Origin of the sequence: Idiomarina xiamenensis 10-D-4, assembly GCF_000299895.1 — a bacterium.
Taxonomy (GTDB): Bacteria; Pseudomonadota; Gammaproteobacteria; order Enterobacterales; family Alteromonadaceae; genus Idiomarina; species Idiomarina xiamenensis.
On record NZ_AMRG01000001.1, the window covers coordinates 56,208 to 71,997 of the forward strand.

Genomic DNA, 15,790 nt, shown 5'->3' on the forward strand with positions numbered 1-15,790 from the left:
CTGGCAGGCAGGGCTTTAGCGCGAACGATCGGTTTTAATGATTAAAATGGTGGTGGGCAGTAAAAGCTTATCGGTTGTTCGCTACGTGGGTGATGCAGGTGCAATTCGGTGGCGTGCAAATGCAGACGCGGGGCTGCCGCATAGCCGTCCGCGCAGGCATAAAATTTATCGCCGACAATGGCGCAACCCAACGCTTGCATGTGCACACGCAATTGGTGCGAGCGGCCGGTATAGGGCGATAACTGTAGGCGGTAGCGCTGGGCCGCGGTTTTTGCAATAACGCGGTAAAGCGTTTGCGCGCTCTTGCCGGCAACCAGATCCAGCATTTGACGTGGACGATTGGGCCAGTCACAACGCATCGCTAAATCGATAAAACCGCTGTCAGCAGGCGGTTTGCCCCACACTTCGGCGGTATACAATTTACTGACTTGGCGCTGTTGAAACTGTCGCGCAACATGACTTTGGGCGGCTTTGCCTAGGGTCAGTAACATGATCCCGGAGGTTGCCATATCCAGTCGATGCACTACCCGCGCGTCGGGCAATACACGGCTAACGCGCGTGTAAACCGAATCGGCATGTGCCGGATCTTTCCCCGGCACACTGAGTAAGCCGCTGGGTTTATCCACCACCAACAGCTGCTCATCGCGATAAAGTATCGTCAAATAAGGGCTGGTCGGCGGCTGATAATGAAACAGCGTCATTCTGGTACATTAACCAACACACGCAACGCATGCAGGCTGAGTTGCGGCTGGGCAATGGCTTGCTGCAATTGTTGCTGGCGTTGCTGTAGTGCTTGCACTTCGTCATCGCGCACCAGCGGATTACGTTGTGCCAGTTGCTGCAATCGTTGCAATGCTTGTCCAAGTTGCTGCTCAACTTGTGACAACGCCTGCTCAATGAGTGGTTGCTGTTGTTGCGCGGCTGTTTGCCAGCTTGGCAAGCCTGGCGTAACTGTTTTAGCAACTCACGCGCGGTTTTCTTGTCGGTGTGTTGTGCTTGTTTATCCAAAGCGTCTGCTGGCACTTTATCGGTTAAATCACGTCCTTGGCTGTCGAGTAACACACGCAATCGTTGCTGCGGATAAAACTCGCCCGCGACGGCTGCGGCAGGCGCTACCGCCTGACTAATAAATTCGAGTTCGAGGAACCACGCGCCGGCAGGCAATGCGCGGTTTTTAAGCACTGCCACGCAGGTACTGCCGTAGCTATCTTCGTTCAGCAGTTCTAATGCCGATTGTACTAACGGATGATCCCAGCTAAGTAGTTGCACGTCTTCGCGCGCTAGCGCGATATCGCGTTTAAAGGTCACACTTTGGCCGTCCTCAAGTAACCCCGGCAGCGCAGGCACGCGCATGTGCTCGCTTGGACGTAGCAAGAAAATATCGTCATTGAGCGCTTCGCAGTGCACGCCAAAACGGTCAAAGAAGGTCATTAAAAATGGCGCTAATGGGGTTGTTGCCTCGACCGCTTTTACCGCGTCAACAATCGCTTCGGCTTGCTGTGGCTGACAAGCACTCAATTGTTGCAGGATATCGCGGCCTTGTTGTAACTCGGCTTTTAGCTGTTGCTGATAGTGGCGTGTACGTGTGATCAAGTCGTCCAATTGGCTGGCATCATCGGCTGCCAACTTGGCAATATCATCAGCAAAATGGTCGGCAATGGCGCGACCAATCGGGTTACATTGTTCAAAAGCGTTCATGCCTTCGTGGTACCAGCGTAACAACGACTGCTCCACCGAGAATTCGCGGTAAGGCACATGGATATTAACGTCACCCTGCTGTCCAATGCGGTCTAAACGGCCAATACGCTGCTCCAATAAGTCGGGATTGGTGGGCAGATCGAATAACACTAAATGTTGTACAAACTGAAAATTACGCCCCTCACTACCGATTTCTGAACTCAGTAAAATGGGACTGCCTTCTTCTTCACTGGCAAAAAACGCGGCGGCGCGATCGCGCTCAAGCAGGCTCAACCCCTCATGAAACACCGCGGCATGAATACCGGCTTGTACGCGCAGCGCTTCGGCTAAATCCAACACTTGTTCGGCAGACTGACAAATTAACAACGACTTGGCTGGCTTATGCTGTTTGATATGATTCAACAGCCATTCAACGCGCGGATCATCTAACCACCACGGCTCGGCGCTGACCTCAGCATCATCAAACAAATCGTCGTGCGCCAATGGATAGCTGTGTAAGCGCCGCGTTGGAAAGCCGCCAATGTGCGCACGGGTGTTGCGAAACATGACACGGCCAGTACCATACAAATCTAATAATTGCGCAATCCATTGTTGACGTTGTTCAGCCGAAGGCTCAGCGCAGACCGCCAGTTGCGGTAACTTGCTTTGCAGTTGCGCTAGGGTATCGTTGCCGAGTGGTTGTTGTTCAGACACTTGCAAAGCCAAGCTTGCCAACGCTTGCGCGTCTTGTTGCTGGTGTTGGAATTCGGCAAAGTCACGAAAGCGATCGGGGTCAAGTAACTGTAACCGCGCAAAATGGCTGGCCTCGCCCAATTGCTCCGGGGTCGCAGTTAACAGCAGTAAGCCGGCACTGGCTTGGCTGAGGGTCTGTAACTGTTGATAAGCCGGTGAGTCAGCAGCAATATGATGAGCCTCGTCGACCACCAGCAAATCCCATCCGGCGTCGCTGGCGGCTTGTGCCCAGCGCGGTTGTTGCAATAATGATTGCGGGATCAACACCTGCTGCTCGGTATAAAACGGGTTCTCGTCGTCTAATGCTGCTTGCGCGCAGCGCTCGTCATCAAACAGACTAAAGGCTAGCGAGAAACGGCGGCGCATCTCGACCAGCCATTGATGGCAGAGACTGTCGGGAATACATAGCAATACCCGTTGACTGCGGCCTTGTAAGATACGGCGGTGAATGATCAAGCCGGCTTCAATGGTTTTGCCCAAGCCGACTTCGTCGGCTAATAACACGCGCGGGTCAAAACGATCGGCAACGGTTTTGGCGACATACAATTGATGCGCTAGTAAGCCGATATGACCACCTAACAAGCCGCTGACTGGACTGCTTTGCCAACGTTGTAAGTGTTCACTTGCTTCGCGTCGCAATAAATACATATCTAGGCGGTCGGCTTGTCCGGCAAGTAAGCGCGTTAAAGGAGAGTTCAGCGGCACTTGTGCGGCCAACTGCGATTCCGGCACCATCACCTTTTCCTCAGCGTCATTAAGGCCTTGGTAAACGGCTAGGTCGCCGGCAAAATCGACGGCGGTGACAGTAAAGTGCCAGCCATCGGCATGTTGACCGCGGTCGTCAACTTGTAGCAGATAACGCGCTAACGGCGCGGTATGGCTGGCATAATGACGGGTTTCTTCGCCGGCAGGGAACAGCACCGACACTTGGCGGCCCTGTACTTGCGTAATAATACCTAAACCGAGTTCGGTTTCGCTTTCACTGAGCCAGCGTTGGCCTAAGGCAAAGGTTGTCACTGCGTATCCTTAATTGTCCCGCGATTTTGGGGCGCAATGGTACCCAATGCCGCCGCAACTGACAACGTCTTCCCTAGGCCAAGCTGTTTGCCGCTAACTTTAGCGGTTAAGACTTACTCGGATCTTTAGTCATGCGTAAGTATGGCTTAAGTGCTTTATAGCCACTCGGGAAGCGCTGTTTGATCTCGTCTTCGTCTTGTAGCGAAGGCACAATCACCACGTCATCGCCTGCTTGCCAGTTACCGGGGGTCGCGACTTTATGTTGATCGGTGAGTTGCAGCGAGTCTAATACCCGTAATACTTCGTCAAAGTTACGTCCGGTGCTGGCCGGATAGGTGATGATCAGGCGGATTTTTTTGTTCGGATCGATAATGAATAGGCTACGTACCGTTAAGCTGCTATCGGCATTGGGGTGAATCATATCGTACAGCTCGGATACTTTGCGGTCGGCATCGGCAATGATGGGAAAGTTAACCGCACAACCTTGAGTATCATTGATATCGCCAATCCAACGCTGGTGCGAGTCAGCGTCATCAACCGATAGCGCGATGGCTTTGGTATTGCGCTTCTCGAATTCGTTTTTGAGTTTTGCGGTTAAGCCTAACTCGGTCGTACAAACTGGCGTGAAGTCGGCTGGATGCGAAAATAAAATCCCCCAGCTATTGCCTAGCCATTGGTGAAAATTGATCTCGCCTTCGCTACTTTGTTGGGTAAAGTCGGGGGCACTGTCGCCCAGTCGTAATGCCATAACAGACTCCTTATCAAATAGGCTGTAACAGAATCATCATAGCCTAAGACCAAAAATCAGAAAGCTCGTTTCACACTATTATAGAGCGTCTGGTTATAACTAACGGGCGCGCAATAATATTTGCTCACTGTCACAGTTTTTTCATCAACAGTGAGCTATGGTTGTCATAAAGGGATTGTCACAAAAAAATAATATCGCTAACCGTAACTATTCTCGTAGTTACTACAAGATGTACAGGGGAATCGCATGGCTGAACCGCTTGCTAAGTACTACCTACTGGATACCAACATTTTACTTCACGAACCCTTAGCCTTTCTAAACTTCCAAGAACATCATGTGGTCATTCCGATGGTGGTGCTGGAGGAGCTTGATGCTATTAAAGATCGGCAAAAAGATGTCAGTCGTGACGCGCGTGTCGCTATTCGAGCATTAGAAGAGGCGTTAAAAGATGCTACGCCAGAACAAATTCTAGATGGTGTGGCGTTGTCGCGGGTGCAAGGAGAACATCATGCTGAGGGCACCTTATCGATATTTCCTGATTACCAGCTGAGCCAAAGCGATGCGGTATTATCGTTAACCGAGAATGACAACCGCATTATTCAAGCGGCGTTAGAGCTACAACGCAATAAAAAGCCCGCTAAAATTATTTTGGTGACCAAAGACATTAACATGCGGCTGAAAGCGAAGGGTGCTGGTGTTAAACAAGTTGAAGATTATCGCACCGACCAATTGATCGACGATATTCGTTATTTGAGTAAAGGTTTTTATGAATTTGAGGGCAGTTTTTGGGAAAAAGTAGGGGCTGTGACCAGTGAACAAAGTGGTCGTGACACCTTGCACAAAGTACCGCGAAACCTATTTGAACAAGTCTTTCAAAACGAATATGTGATCGATGAAACTCACGAGTTCGCCGCTAAAGTGGTGGCTTATGACGACCAACAAGTCACCCTGCAAGACCTCGGTTACGAGCGCATGATGGGCTATAGCGCGTGGGGCGTTCATCCGAAGAACATTTATCAGGCCATGGCGCTGCAAGCGCTGTTGGACCCCAGTTTGGATATGGTCATTCTAACCGGCCCAGCCGGTAGCGGTAAAACCCTGTTAGCGTTATCCGCGGCGCTAGAAATGATCATCGAGCAGGGCCGCTACGAAAAAATAATCGTGACCCGCAATACGCCGGAAATTGCCGAATCAATTGGCTTTTTACCGGGCACCGAAGAAGAGAAAATGGCGCCTTGGCTGGCGGCAATCACAGACTCGTTAGAGGTACTGCATAAAAATGACGAAAGCATGGAATCGAGCCTTAACTACATTATGAAAAAGGCCAATATCCAGTTTAAATCATTAAACTTTATGCGTGGGCGTAGCATTCAAAATGCGGTGGTGTTATTAGATGAAGCGCAGAACCTAACGGCCTCGCAATTAAAAACCATCATCACCCGCTGTGGCACGAACACCAAATTAGTGGTTTCGGGTAACTTAGCGCAGATCGATACCTATTATCTGAATGCACTGACCTCTGGTCTGACATACATTGTCGAACGCTTTAAAGACTATCCGGGTAGCGCCACGGTCAACTTAAACGGCGTGGTGCGTAGCAGTTTGGCACAATATGCCGAAGAGAATTTGTAACGCTTATTAATGGGAAGGCGATTTATCGCCTTCCCTGACTTGTTAGACACTTTCCGTGGTAACGGGTCGGCGTTGCGCCATAAATAGCAGCACCACCATATAAATTAAGCCCAGTGGGGGGATAATCGCCAAAAGCACGCCGATAAAAGTCAGCAACATTGGCAACTCAAATCTCTTTCTGGTCGTTAGAAAACATACCAGGCCGCAAAGAATCATAAAGCCGACGATGAATTGACCAAAAACCGTTGCGTTAATATCGACACTTTCTAACATAAACTTTTCCTTTATTGGCTGATTAAGCCGTTATCGCTAATCCCTTAAGATAACATAAATGTTACATTCTGATAATTAATTATTACTATTCTTGTTTGTGAAGATGTCAGCAAATAACGTTGCTCGTCATTTCACTTAGAGGCCTGAGGTTGCCATATCCAACTGATATTGTTGACTGTGAATGGCGTTCAAGGTGCTATCGCTGACGCTGCCGAGCGGTAGGTGGGCAGGGCCGGTGGGGTCGATAAGTACTAGCTTACGGCCATTATGTTCGATGGTTTGATCATCTTTGCGAGTGCTTACCGATACCGCGATAAAGGCATGATTAGGAATATAAACAATACCCGCTTTAATGCTGGGCATAAGCTCCTGAATTAGCGCCAACATCAGCGTGGCCTTGCTATCACAGTCGCCTTGATTCTCATAAAGCAGGCGCGCCGGCGGATTAAAGCCATCGCCACGGCTGTCGGCGTCAGCTTCTAATGAGCGGTAGGGTATGCTCTGGATAAAATAGGCAATGCTATTGAGGTATTCACGCTGCGAGTTATTGCCTAACTGTTGCCGAAAGCTATCGGCGATGGGTTTTATGATACTCATTGAGTCCCGTGCGATACGAATATGATCAGGTTTGATCAAGCTGCCTTCGGCTGGCGTATGGATACGGCTGTAATAGTTATCGCGTAAGTATTGGTTATAAATTTCTTGCTGAACTTGTGCCAATTGCATCAGCCGCTGCTGCGTCTCCGGACTATTATCGTTAGCACGCGTGGGCAGCAGTCGAATAGCGCGTTGCTGCGGTGTGAGTTTAACTTGTACGTTGTGCCACTGGTGCTCTCGTATATAACGCGCTAAGCGAGCTTTAACCTCGCGGTTAGCGCGCTGTTTTTGATAACCCCGAAAGTCGCGAAAAGAATCGAATAATAAGCGCTTATCGTAATTTAACGTGAGTTGCTGCGGGCGTTGATGCTGATCTTGCCAAGCATAACTGAGCGCCACGCTCTGGCCTTGTTGTTGGCGTTGGAAAACCAGCGGATCAGCTGCTGGCGTGGCATTTGCTAGCGTTGTTGGGCCGAGTGCCAGCGATACTATCAGCGCCAGCTGTTGACAGTATTTGCTCACTGGCCCGGCCAACTTGATCATTAGAACTTCATTTCGGTAATCGGATTCTCGGCGTATTTTAAATCGACTTGATATTCGACACCGCCAGCGCGAATAAAGAAGAACACTTTATCGCGCTTGAATAATTCCTGTAACAGAATGTTCTTCACACCAGGACGGCGCTCGGGTTGCCAATCACTCAGCTCCACCGAATACTTGGATACCAGTATGTTCGGATAGCGATCAGTGGTAACCAGCAATAATTGTTTGCTCTCGTCTTTCAGGGTAATGGTATTACCGGTGACGGTATAAGGTTCTTCGTTACCAAACAAGGCCTGTTCTCCAACACAAATGAGTAAAATTTATGTCACTATACCTCGAACTGAGGCGCTCGCCAAGTGACCAGAATAATCGCTCAAGTGCTTGCGTTGGCAAAAAAATCTTGCAGGATCAATACTGCCGATAGGCTGTCTATTTTGGCTTTTTGTAAGTTGCGGTAACCGCCCTCGGCAAATAACAACGCTTTAGCTTCGGCGGTGGTAAGGCGCTCGTCTTGTAAAGCCACCGGTAAACCAAAGCGGCCATGTAAACGATTAGCAAATTTGCGAGCTCGTATACTGATGTCTTGTTCGCTGCCGTCCATATTCAGCGGTAAACCCACCACCAATTGTTGTGGCTGCGGCTAATGTACTTGTTGCCAGTCGGGTTGACCGTCGCGGGCGGCCAACGCCGCGAGCGGTGTGGCGCTGCCGGTAACGGCTTGGCCGACGGCAACACCAATACTCTTTAAGCCATAGTCAAACGCGAGCAGTTGACTCATTAGGCGTGACCGGCGCCGGGCGCTAGTTGTGCCAAATCAAAGCCCAGCATCTCGGTCGCTCGCTGCCAGCGCTCTGCGGCCGGCGTGTTAAATAAAATGTTGGCATCGGCGGCAATCGTGAGCCAAGCATTGTCAGCAATTTCTTGTTCTAGCTGACCAGCTTCCCAGCCCGCGTAACCCAATGTCAGAATGAATTGATGCGGTGCAGCCGAGCTGCCCAATGCCTCCAGAATATCGCGCGAGGTGGTGACCATGATGTCGTCGCTCATGCGTAAACTGCTGCGCCAGTTATCTTGCGGTGGGTGCAGTACAAAACCACGATCACGAGCAACCGGGCCGCCGCTATAAACAGGGGCCTGCAATAATTGGCTTTGCTCGGGATAGACAATTTCCAGTTGCTGCAGTAAATGATTAACGGCGACGTCGGCGGGCTGGTTAATGACCAAGCCCATCGCGCCTTCTTCATTATGCTCGCAAATATAGGTTACCGTGCGCTTAAACGCCGGATCGTCCATATCCGGCGTGGCGATAATAAAGTGGTTTTGTAAACTCTGCATACGCTCGCCTTAATACTTTGATGATGCCTAAGGTATGGGGGAGCGTACGGTAAAAATCAATGTTTACGGCGCTCAATAGCGATAAATAATTTTTCTGCAATGTTGATGTCGTAAGCGTTTTCGATTTCGCGCATGCAAGTCGGGCTAGTGACATTGATTTCGGTGACTTTGTCGCCAATCACATCTAAGCCGACCAACAGTAATCCGCGTCGCTTCAGTTCTGGACCAATTTTTTCGGCAATGGCTTTATCGCTAGCCGACAACGGTTGGGGGCGGCCGCTACCTCCGGCTGCCAAATTGCCACGCGTTTCACCGGCCGAAGGAATGCGCGCCAAGGCATAAGGCATGGGTTCGCCGTCGATAATTAAGATGCGTTTATCGCCGTCTTTGATTTCCGCCAAATAGCGCTGCGCCATAGCAAAGCGAGTGCCGTGTTCCGTTAGCGTTTCGATGATCACGCCCAAATTGCGACCCTGTTCATCAACCCGGAAAATCGACGCGCCACCCATACCATCTAAGGGTTTTAAAATGATGTCACGGTGTTGTTGGTGAAAGGCACGAATTTGCTCAGCGCTGCGCGTTACCAGCGTATCGGTGATCAGTTCAGGGAACCAAGCGGTAAACAGTTTTTCGTTACAGTCACGCAGACTTTGCGGCTTGTTCAGCACTAATGAGCCGCGTTGCTCAGCCAATTCTAAAATATAAGTGGCGTAAACAAATTCGGTATCGAAGGGCGGATCTTTGCGCATGAGAATGACGTCCATGCTCTCAAGCGGTACCACTTCCGGCTCACCCAATTGATAGAAGTCTTCAGCTTGGTCGACCACCTCAACAGTACGTACACGTGCATAGGGCCGACCGTTATCGACGAATAGATCGGCCATTTCCATGTAATAGTTGAGATGGCCACGGGCTTGTGCTTCGAGTAGTAAACGAAAGCTCGTGTCTTTGTATGTTTTTACCGCCGCAATGGGGTCCATAACCATGCCGATCTTCATCACATCTCCTTACCGAATTAATTCGCCAAATCACCGAATTGATATTGTAGACAAGTAATTGCCGCTAGCGCTGCGGTTTCCGTACGCAACACCCGCGGGCCTAGCTGTACAGCTTGAAATTGTGCGGTTGCCGCTTGTTCGATTTCGGCATCGCTGAGACCACCCTCAGGGCCGATTAACAGTTGTACCGCGGCGTTCGTCAGTTGTTGCTGACGCAATGGCTTGTCCGCTTCTGGATCGAGCGTTAAGCGCAGACCGTCAAAATCATCTTGTAGCCACTGCGACAATGGTTGCGGTGTATGCACTGTTGGGATCACGCTGCGACCACACTGCTCACAGGCGCTGATAACGATGCGTTGCCATTGTTGCTGCTTTTTCAGCAGTCGCTCGCCTTGTAATTTGACGCCACAGCGCTCGGTGAACAGCGGGGTGATATCGGTAACGCCGAGTTCAACTGACTTTTGTAGGACAAAGTCCATACGTTCGCCACGTGATATGCCTTGACCAAGATGAATCTTAAGCGGCGACTCGCTAGGGTTCTGTTGCACCTCGGTAACCACGACCTCGGCCTGCCGCTTACTGAGGCTAACAATCTTGGCGTGATAGTCGTGACCATCGCCATTAAATAGGCGTAGCTGCGCATCGTTACCCAAGCGCAACACTTTCACCACATGCTGTACGGCATCGTCGCTTAATGGCAGCGGCGTACCAAGTGGCAGCTCTGTGGCATGATAAATTCGGGGTATTCGCATCGGCGCTAAGCAGTCGCTAAACAGTGCCAACATGTTAGCAGAGCCTGTACTGGCAAGGAAGCCTAAGACTGCGCGCTGACCTTGTCCGCACCGACGTGTAACGAATAACTGCCATGCCGAGTCGAGTTAAGGTTAACGGTCATGCGAATTTACTGATATTTTATCAAGACGATACACGCTTAAGACTGGTCTTAAGCGCGCAATGAGCTTCAACTCATCACACAACTAGAACAAGGAGTTTGCCTGTGACCAGCCAATGGTGGCGACGCGTGGGTTATGCCGCGTTGACCTTTATCGGCCTTAGCGCCAGTGCCGTTAGCTATGCCCAAGACCAGCATAGCTATGCCCGTTTAGACGAAATTAGCACGCCGCATTTACAGCTAGATATCAACTTGGACTTCGCCAAGCAGCAAGTCAGCGGCCAAGCAACCTATCAATTACAGCACGGCGATAACGACCGCGGTGTGCTGCGTATGGATACTCGTGACCTGAGTATTCACAGCGTGCAAGTCGAGCTAGGTGATAACTGGCGCGATACCGATTTTGAATTAAAAGCTGCCGATCCGGTGTTAGGCAGTGAGCTGGTTATCGCGGTACCTGCTGAGGCAACCGCGGTACGTATTGATTATACCTCGGCGCCGACCGCATCGGGTCTGCAATGGTTAACACCAGAGCAAACCGAAGGCAAACAGAAGCCGTTTATGTTCAGTCAGTCACAAGCGATCCACGCGCGCAGTTGGATACCGATTCAAGACACCCCGGCGTTACGTTTAACCTATAAAGCGCATGTGACTACACGTGATGACTTATTGGTGGTGATGAGTGCGGAAAACGAACTACCGGTAAAGCGCGATGGCGATTATCATTTTAACATGCCGCAACCCATACCCACGTATCTTATCGCTATTGCTGCCGGTGATTTAGCCTGGCAGAAAATATCTGACAACGTGGCGGTTTATGCCGAGCCAGCGATGGTCGAAAAAGCGGCGTGGGAATTTGCCGATACACCAAAAATGATAGCTGCCACCGAAAAGCTTTATGGACCCTATCGTTGGGACCGTTACGACCTGCTGATTTTGCCACCGAGTTTTCCGTTTGGTGGTATGGAAAATCCGCGCTTGTCGTTTATCACGCCGACCTCAATTGCTGGCGACCGCTCGTTGGTGAGTCTGATTGCGCACGAACTGGCGCATTCATGGTCGGGTAACTTGGTTACCAATGCTAGCTGGCGCGACCTGTGGCTTAACGAAGGCTTCACCAGCTATGTTGAAAACCGCATCATGGAAGAGTTGTATGGCAAAGAGCGCGCGCTGATGGAGCAAGCGTTGGCATACGACGATTTGCAGGAAGACTTACACAGCTTGCCCGCGGACCAGACGGTGCTGAACATTGAACTGGGTAAACGCAATCCCGATGATGTGTTTTCGCAGGTGCCTTACGTCAAAGGTCAGCTATTTCTTATGTATTTAGAAGACAAGTTCGGGCGTGAGCGATTTGATCAATTCGTGCGTGGTTATTTTGACGCCTTTGCTTTTCAAAGTATTTCTACCGAGCAGTTCAAGCAATACCTATCGCGCGAATTGTTGGTCAAGTATCCAGGGATTGTCAGCATTACCGAGGTCAACCAGTGGCTCCATGACAGCGGGCTACCAGCCGATGCGCCACATCCAACTTCACCGGTATTTGCCAAAGTCGATAAACAACTGCAGGACTGGTTTGCTGGCGAGTCGCTGCATACCGACGGCTGGACTACGCAGCATTGGCTGTACTTGATCAGCCAATTACCTAGCGATATTTCGTTAGAAGATATGGCGCGTTTAGATGAGCAGTTTAAGTTAACGCAGTCGGCTAATTCGGAAATTGCTTACGCGTGGTTACGACTGGCGATTCAACGCGACTATCAAACCGTGCAACCACGTTTACGTCAGTATTTACTGAGCATTGGCCGCAACAAATTTGTTGTGCCGTTGTACAGTGAGTTAGCCAAAACGCCAGAAAATCTGGCATGGGCGCGCAAGGTTTATGCCGACGCTCGACCCGGTTATCACCCGCTGACGCAATCCAAAGTTGATCAGATTTTGGGTAAACCGACTAAACAGTAATACGGTAAGCTGCAATCAGTGCATTTTACTGGCCTTTTAGACGTCCAGATGTGGAATCTGGGCGTCAGTTGCAGTAGAATGCGCCCCTTGTTGCAGTAGCGACTGTTTATTTAGCGATACGAGACTCTTATGGCACGTCATTTATTTACTTCAGAATCGGTTTCTGAAGGGCATCCCGATAAAATTGCAGACCAAATTTCTGATGCAGTATTGGACGCTATTTTGGCGCAGGACCCGAAAGCGCGGGTAGCCTGTGAAACCTACGTCAAAACTGGCATGGTCCTGGTTGGCGGCGAAATTTCGACGCACGCATGGGTAGATATTGAAGAGTTAACCCGTGCTACCGTGCGCAAGGTTGGTTACACCCACTCGGATATGGGCTTTGATGGCAACTCTTGTGCAGTATTGAATGCCATCGGTAAGCAGTCGTCCGATATCAATCAAGGTGTTGACCGTGACCACCCCGAACAACAAGGTGCAGGTGACCAAGGCCTGATGTTTGGTTACGCCTCCAATGAAACCGATGTGTTAATGCCGGCACCGATCACCTATGCTCACCGCTTGGTTGAACGTCAGTCCCAAGTGCGCAACGATGGCACTTTGCCGTGGCTGCGGCCCGATGCCAAGAGCCAGTTAACCTTTGTCTATGAAGACGGTAAGCCGGTCGCTATTGATACCGTGGTGTTGTCGACTCAGCATGCTGAAGACGTCAGCTTAGCGCAGGTTCAAGAAGCGGTTATGGAAACGGTTATTAAGCCGGTCTTACCCAGCGAATGGGTGACTAAAGATACCCGTTATTTCATTAACCCAACCGGACGTTTCGTTATCGGTGGACCGATGGGCGACTGTGGCCTAACCGGTCGTAAAATCATCGTCGATACCTACGGTGGTATGGCACGCCACGGCGGTGGCGCGTTCTCGGGTAAAGATCCGTCAAAGGTTGATCGCAGCGCCGCTTATGCCGCTCGTTACGTGGCAAAGAATATTGTTGCTGCAGGTCTGGCAGAACGTTGTGAAGTGCAGGTGTCTTATGCCATCGGTGTTGCTGAGCCAACGTCAATTAGCATTGACACCTTTGCCAGCAGTCGTTTTTCTGAAGAGCAATTAATTGCTTTAGTACGCCGTCATTTTGATTTGCGCCCTTATGGCTTGATTCAAATGCTTGACCTAGAGCGCCCGATTTATCAGGAAACCTCAACCTATGGTCACTTTGGCCGCGAGCGCTTTCCGTGGGAGCAAACCGATAAAGCCGAGGCGCTAAAAGCCGACATTTAACGGCAATAATGATGCAGTAAATTTGCTTGTAAGCCCCGAATTGTGGAGAATACGCGCACATTTTCGTCAGTTCCACAATGTCGGGGTTTTAGCATGTTAGACCGTAAGCCACTTGCCAACGCTATCCGTGCATTAAGCATGGATGCAGTACAAAAAGCCAACTCGGGGCACCCCGGGGCGCCGATGGGCATGGCTGATATCGCCGAAGTGTTATGGCGTGATTACCTTAATCACAATCCTAAAAACCCTAATTGGGCCAACCGTGACCGCTTTGTGCTTTCTAACGGTCATGGCTCGATGCTGATTTATTCGCTATTGCATCTGAGCGGCTACGAACTGTCTATCGACGACCTTAAACAATTCCGTCAACTACACTCAAAAACGCCGGGTCATCCCGAATACGGTTACACCCCGGGTGTCGAAACCACCACCGGACCATTGGGACAGGGTGTCAGTAACGCGGTCGGTATGGCGCTGGCTGAAAAAGTACTGGCGGCGCAATTTAACCGCGATCAGCACGACATTATCGACCATTATACTTACACCTTCTTGGGTGATGGCTGCTTAATGGAGGGGATCTCGCACGAAGTATGCTCGTTAGCAGGCACCTTGGGGCTGGGTAAACTGATTGCGTTTTATGACGATAATGGCATTTCAATCGACGGCGAAGTGGAAGGCTGGTTTACCGACGACACTGCTAAACGCTTTGAGTCTTATGGCTGGCAAGTCATTGCTAATGTCGATGGCCACGACCCGGCAGCTATCACGGCAGCCATTGAGGAAGCGCGCGCCGACCACAAACGGCCGACCTTAATTTGCTGTAAAACCATCATCGGCTTCGGCTCGCCAAATAAACAAGGCACCGAGAGCTGCCACGGAGCGGCGTTGGGTGATGACGAAGTGTTAGCGACCCGCAAGGCGTTAAATTGGTCGCATCCGGCATTCACTATTCCCGATGACATTTATTCGGCATGGTCGGCGATTGATAAAGGCGTGGCGTTAGAGTCTGCCTGGGATAAAAAAATGGCCGCTTATCAAGCTGCGTATCCTGACTTGGCCGCCGAATTACAGCGTCGCTTGCAGCAACGTTTACCGGAAGATTTTGCCACTTATGCCAATGACTACATTCAGTCATTGCAAGATAATCCCGCCGATATTGCCAGCCGTAAGGCCTCGCAAAACAGCATCACACAGTTTGCCCGTAAACTGCCTGAATTGTTAGGCGGCTCTGCTGATCTGGCTGGCTCGAACCTGACCCTGTGGGATAACGCCAAGGGTATTACTGCCGATGATGCGAACGGTAATTACGTTTATTACGGTGTGCGCGAGTTTGGCATGTCGGCCATCATTAACGGCATTACCTTACACGGCGGTTTCCGGGCTTACGGTGCGACCTTTTTGATGTTCATGGAATACGCGCGCAATGCGGTACGCATGGCAGCGTTGATGAAACAGCCGGCAATTTTTGTTTATACCCATGATTCTATTGGGTTGGGCGAAGATGGTCCGACTCATCAGCCGGTCGAACAATTGGCTAATTTGCGCATGACACCGAACATGCAAACTTGGCGCCCATGCGACCAAGTTGAAACGGCTGTGGCGTGGAAGCGCGCACTTATGCGCGATGACGGCCCCTCGGCGTTAATTTTTAGCCGTCAAGGCTTAGCTCAGCAAGCGCGAAATGCCGAGCAACTGACGCAAATTGAACGCGGCGGTTATGTGTTAAGTGACAGCGATAGCACGCCACAACTGATTTTGATTGCTACCGGTTCAGAGGTTACCTTGGCCATGCAAGCCGCCGATAAACTGCGTGAACAGGGGCGAGCAGTACGCGTCGTGTCAATGCCATCGACCGAAGTGTTTGACCAGCAAGACGCCGACTATAAAGAACAAGTGTTGCCACGTGCAGTCACGCAGCGCATCGCTATCGAAGCGGGTATTGCCGATTTTTGGGCGAAATACGTGGGTTTAGAGGGGACTACCGTGGCGATGCACAGTTTCGGTGAGTCCGCACCTGCCGGCGAGCTGTTTAAGCATTTCGGTTTTACCGTCGATGCTATCGTCAAGCGTGCTGAGGAGCTCAGCTAA

At 50.6% G+C, this 15,790-nt stretch carries 12 protein-coding genes and 2 pseudogenes; 4 read left to right on the forward strand and 10 right to left on the reverse strand.

All coding sequences use genetic code 11. The features are described 5' to 3' along the window. Positions 1 to 41: 41 nt before the first annotated feature. The 3 genes and pseudogenes from A10D4_RS00265 to A10D4_RS00275 all read right to left on the reverse strand — a co-directional run bounded on the left by A10D4_RS00265 (position 42) and on the right by A10D4_RS00275 (position 4,195). On the reverse strand, positions 42 to 701 hold the full coding sequence (locus tag A10D4_RS00265; protein ID WP_008486973.1) for a pseudouridine synthase: 660 nt from the start codon (positions 699 to 701) through the stop codon (positions 42 to 44). Then, positions 698 to 3,447 (reverse strand): annotated as a pseudogene (gene rapA / locus A10D4_RS00270) (RNA polymerase-associated protein RapA). Before rapA ends, A10D4_RS00265 begins: the two are co-directional and overlap by 4 nt. 106 nt (positions 3,448 to 3,553) lie before the next feature. Beyond that, a complete protein-coding gene (locus A10D4_RS00275) occupies positions 3,554 to 4,195 on the reverse strand; it encodes a peroxiredoxin (protein ID WP_008486976.1) in 642 nt (213 codons plus the stop codon). 246 nt (positions 4,196 to 4,441) lie between these two features. On the opposite strand from A10D4_RS00275, the gene A10D4_RS00280 reads away from it, so the two are divergent. Next, positions 4,442 to 5,827 (forward strand): PhoH family protein, encoded by a 1,386-nt coding sequence (locus tag A10D4_RS00280; protein WP_008486978.1) that lies wholly within the window; start codon positions 4,442 to 4,444, stop codon positions 5,825 to 5,827. Positions 5,828 to 5,869: 42 nt separating this feature from the next. Here the strand turns inward: A10D4_RS00280 and A10D4_RS00285 are convergent, their stop codons facing one another. The 7 genes and pseudogenes from A10D4_RS00285 to A10D4_RS00315 form a co-directional block, all read right to left on the reverse strand. Then, positions 5,870 to 6,100: a hypothetical protein gene (locus tag A10D4_RS00285; protein ID WP_008486979.1), complete on the reverse strand. Its 231-nt coding sequence runs from the start codon at positions 6,098 to 6,100 to the stop codon at positions 5,870 to 5,872. Positions 6,101 to 6,235: 135 nt separating this feature from the next. Continuing rightward, positions 6,236 to 7,240: a hypothetical protein gene (locus tag A10D4_RS00290; protein ID WP_008486980.1), complete on the reverse strand. Its 1,005-nt coding sequence runs from the start codon at positions 7,238 to 7,240 to the stop codon at positions 6,236 to 6,238. After that, positions 7,240 to 7,530 (reverse strand): hypothetical protein, encoded by a 291-nt coding sequence (locus A10D4_RS00295; protein ID WP_008486981.1) that lies wholly within the window; start codon positions 7,528 to 7,530, stop codon positions 7,240 to 7,242. The genes A10D4_RS00290 and A10D4_RS00295 overlap by 1 nt, the downstream gene beginning before the upstream one ends. An 83-nt stretch (positions 7,531 to 7,613) precedes the next feature. Further along, positions 7,614 to 8,018: pseudogene (ruvX, locus tag A10D4_RS00300) on the reverse strand (Holliday junction resolvase RuvX). Then, on the reverse strand, positions 8,018 to 8,575 hold the full coding sequence (locus A10D4_RS00305) for a YqgE/AlgH family protein (protein ID WP_008486984.1): 558 nt from the start codon (positions 8,573 to 8,575) through the stop codon (positions 8,018 to 8,020). The pseudogene ruvX and the gene A10D4_RS00305 overlap by 1 nt, the downstream one beginning before the upstream one ends. A 56-nt stretch (positions 8,576 to 8,631) precedes the next feature. Then, positions 8,632 to 9,573 carry a glutathione synthase gene (gene gshB, locus A10D4_RS00310; RefSeq protein ID WP_040502136.1) on the reverse strand — a complete coding sequence of 314 codons (942 nt, stop codon included), beginning with the start codon at positions 9,571 to 9,573 and terminating at the stop codon, positions 8,632 to 8,634. Positions 9,574 to 9,590: 17 nt separating this feature from the next. After that, positions 9,591 to 10,325, reverse strand: a complete 735-nt coding sequence (locus A10D4_RS00315) for a 16S rRNA (uracil(1498)-N(3))-methyltransferase (RefSeq protein ID WP_040502165.1) — start codon at positions 10,323 to 10,325, stop codon at positions 9,591 to 9,593. Positions 10,326 to 10,570: 245 nt separating this feature from the next. Between A10D4_RS00315 and A10D4_RS00320 the strand changes: the two genes are divergently transcribed. The 3 genes from A10D4_RS00320 (at position 10,571) to tkt (ending at position 15,790) form a co-directional block, all read left to right on the forward strand. Next, positions 10,571 to 12,427: a M1 family metallopeptidase gene (locus A10D4_RS00320; protein WP_008486987.1), complete on the forward strand. Its 1,857-nt coding sequence runs from the start codon at positions 10,571 to 10,573 to the stop codon at positions 12,425 to 12,427. 129 nt (positions 12,428 to 12,556) lie between these two features. Continuing rightward, positions 12,557 to 13,702 carry a methionine adenosyltransferase gene (gene metK / locus A10D4_RS00325; RefSeq protein WP_008486988.1) on the forward strand — a complete coding sequence of 382 codons (1,146 nt, stop codon included), beginning with the start codon at positions 12,557 to 12,559 and terminating at the stop codon, positions 13,700 to 13,702. 93 nt (positions 13,703 to 13,795) lie between these two features. Then, complete coding sequence (tkt, locus tag A10D4_RS00330; RefSeq protein ID WP_008486989.1) at positions 13,796 to 15,790, forward strand: transketolase; 1,995 nt, start codon at positions 13,796 to 13,798, stop codon at positions 15,788 to 15,790.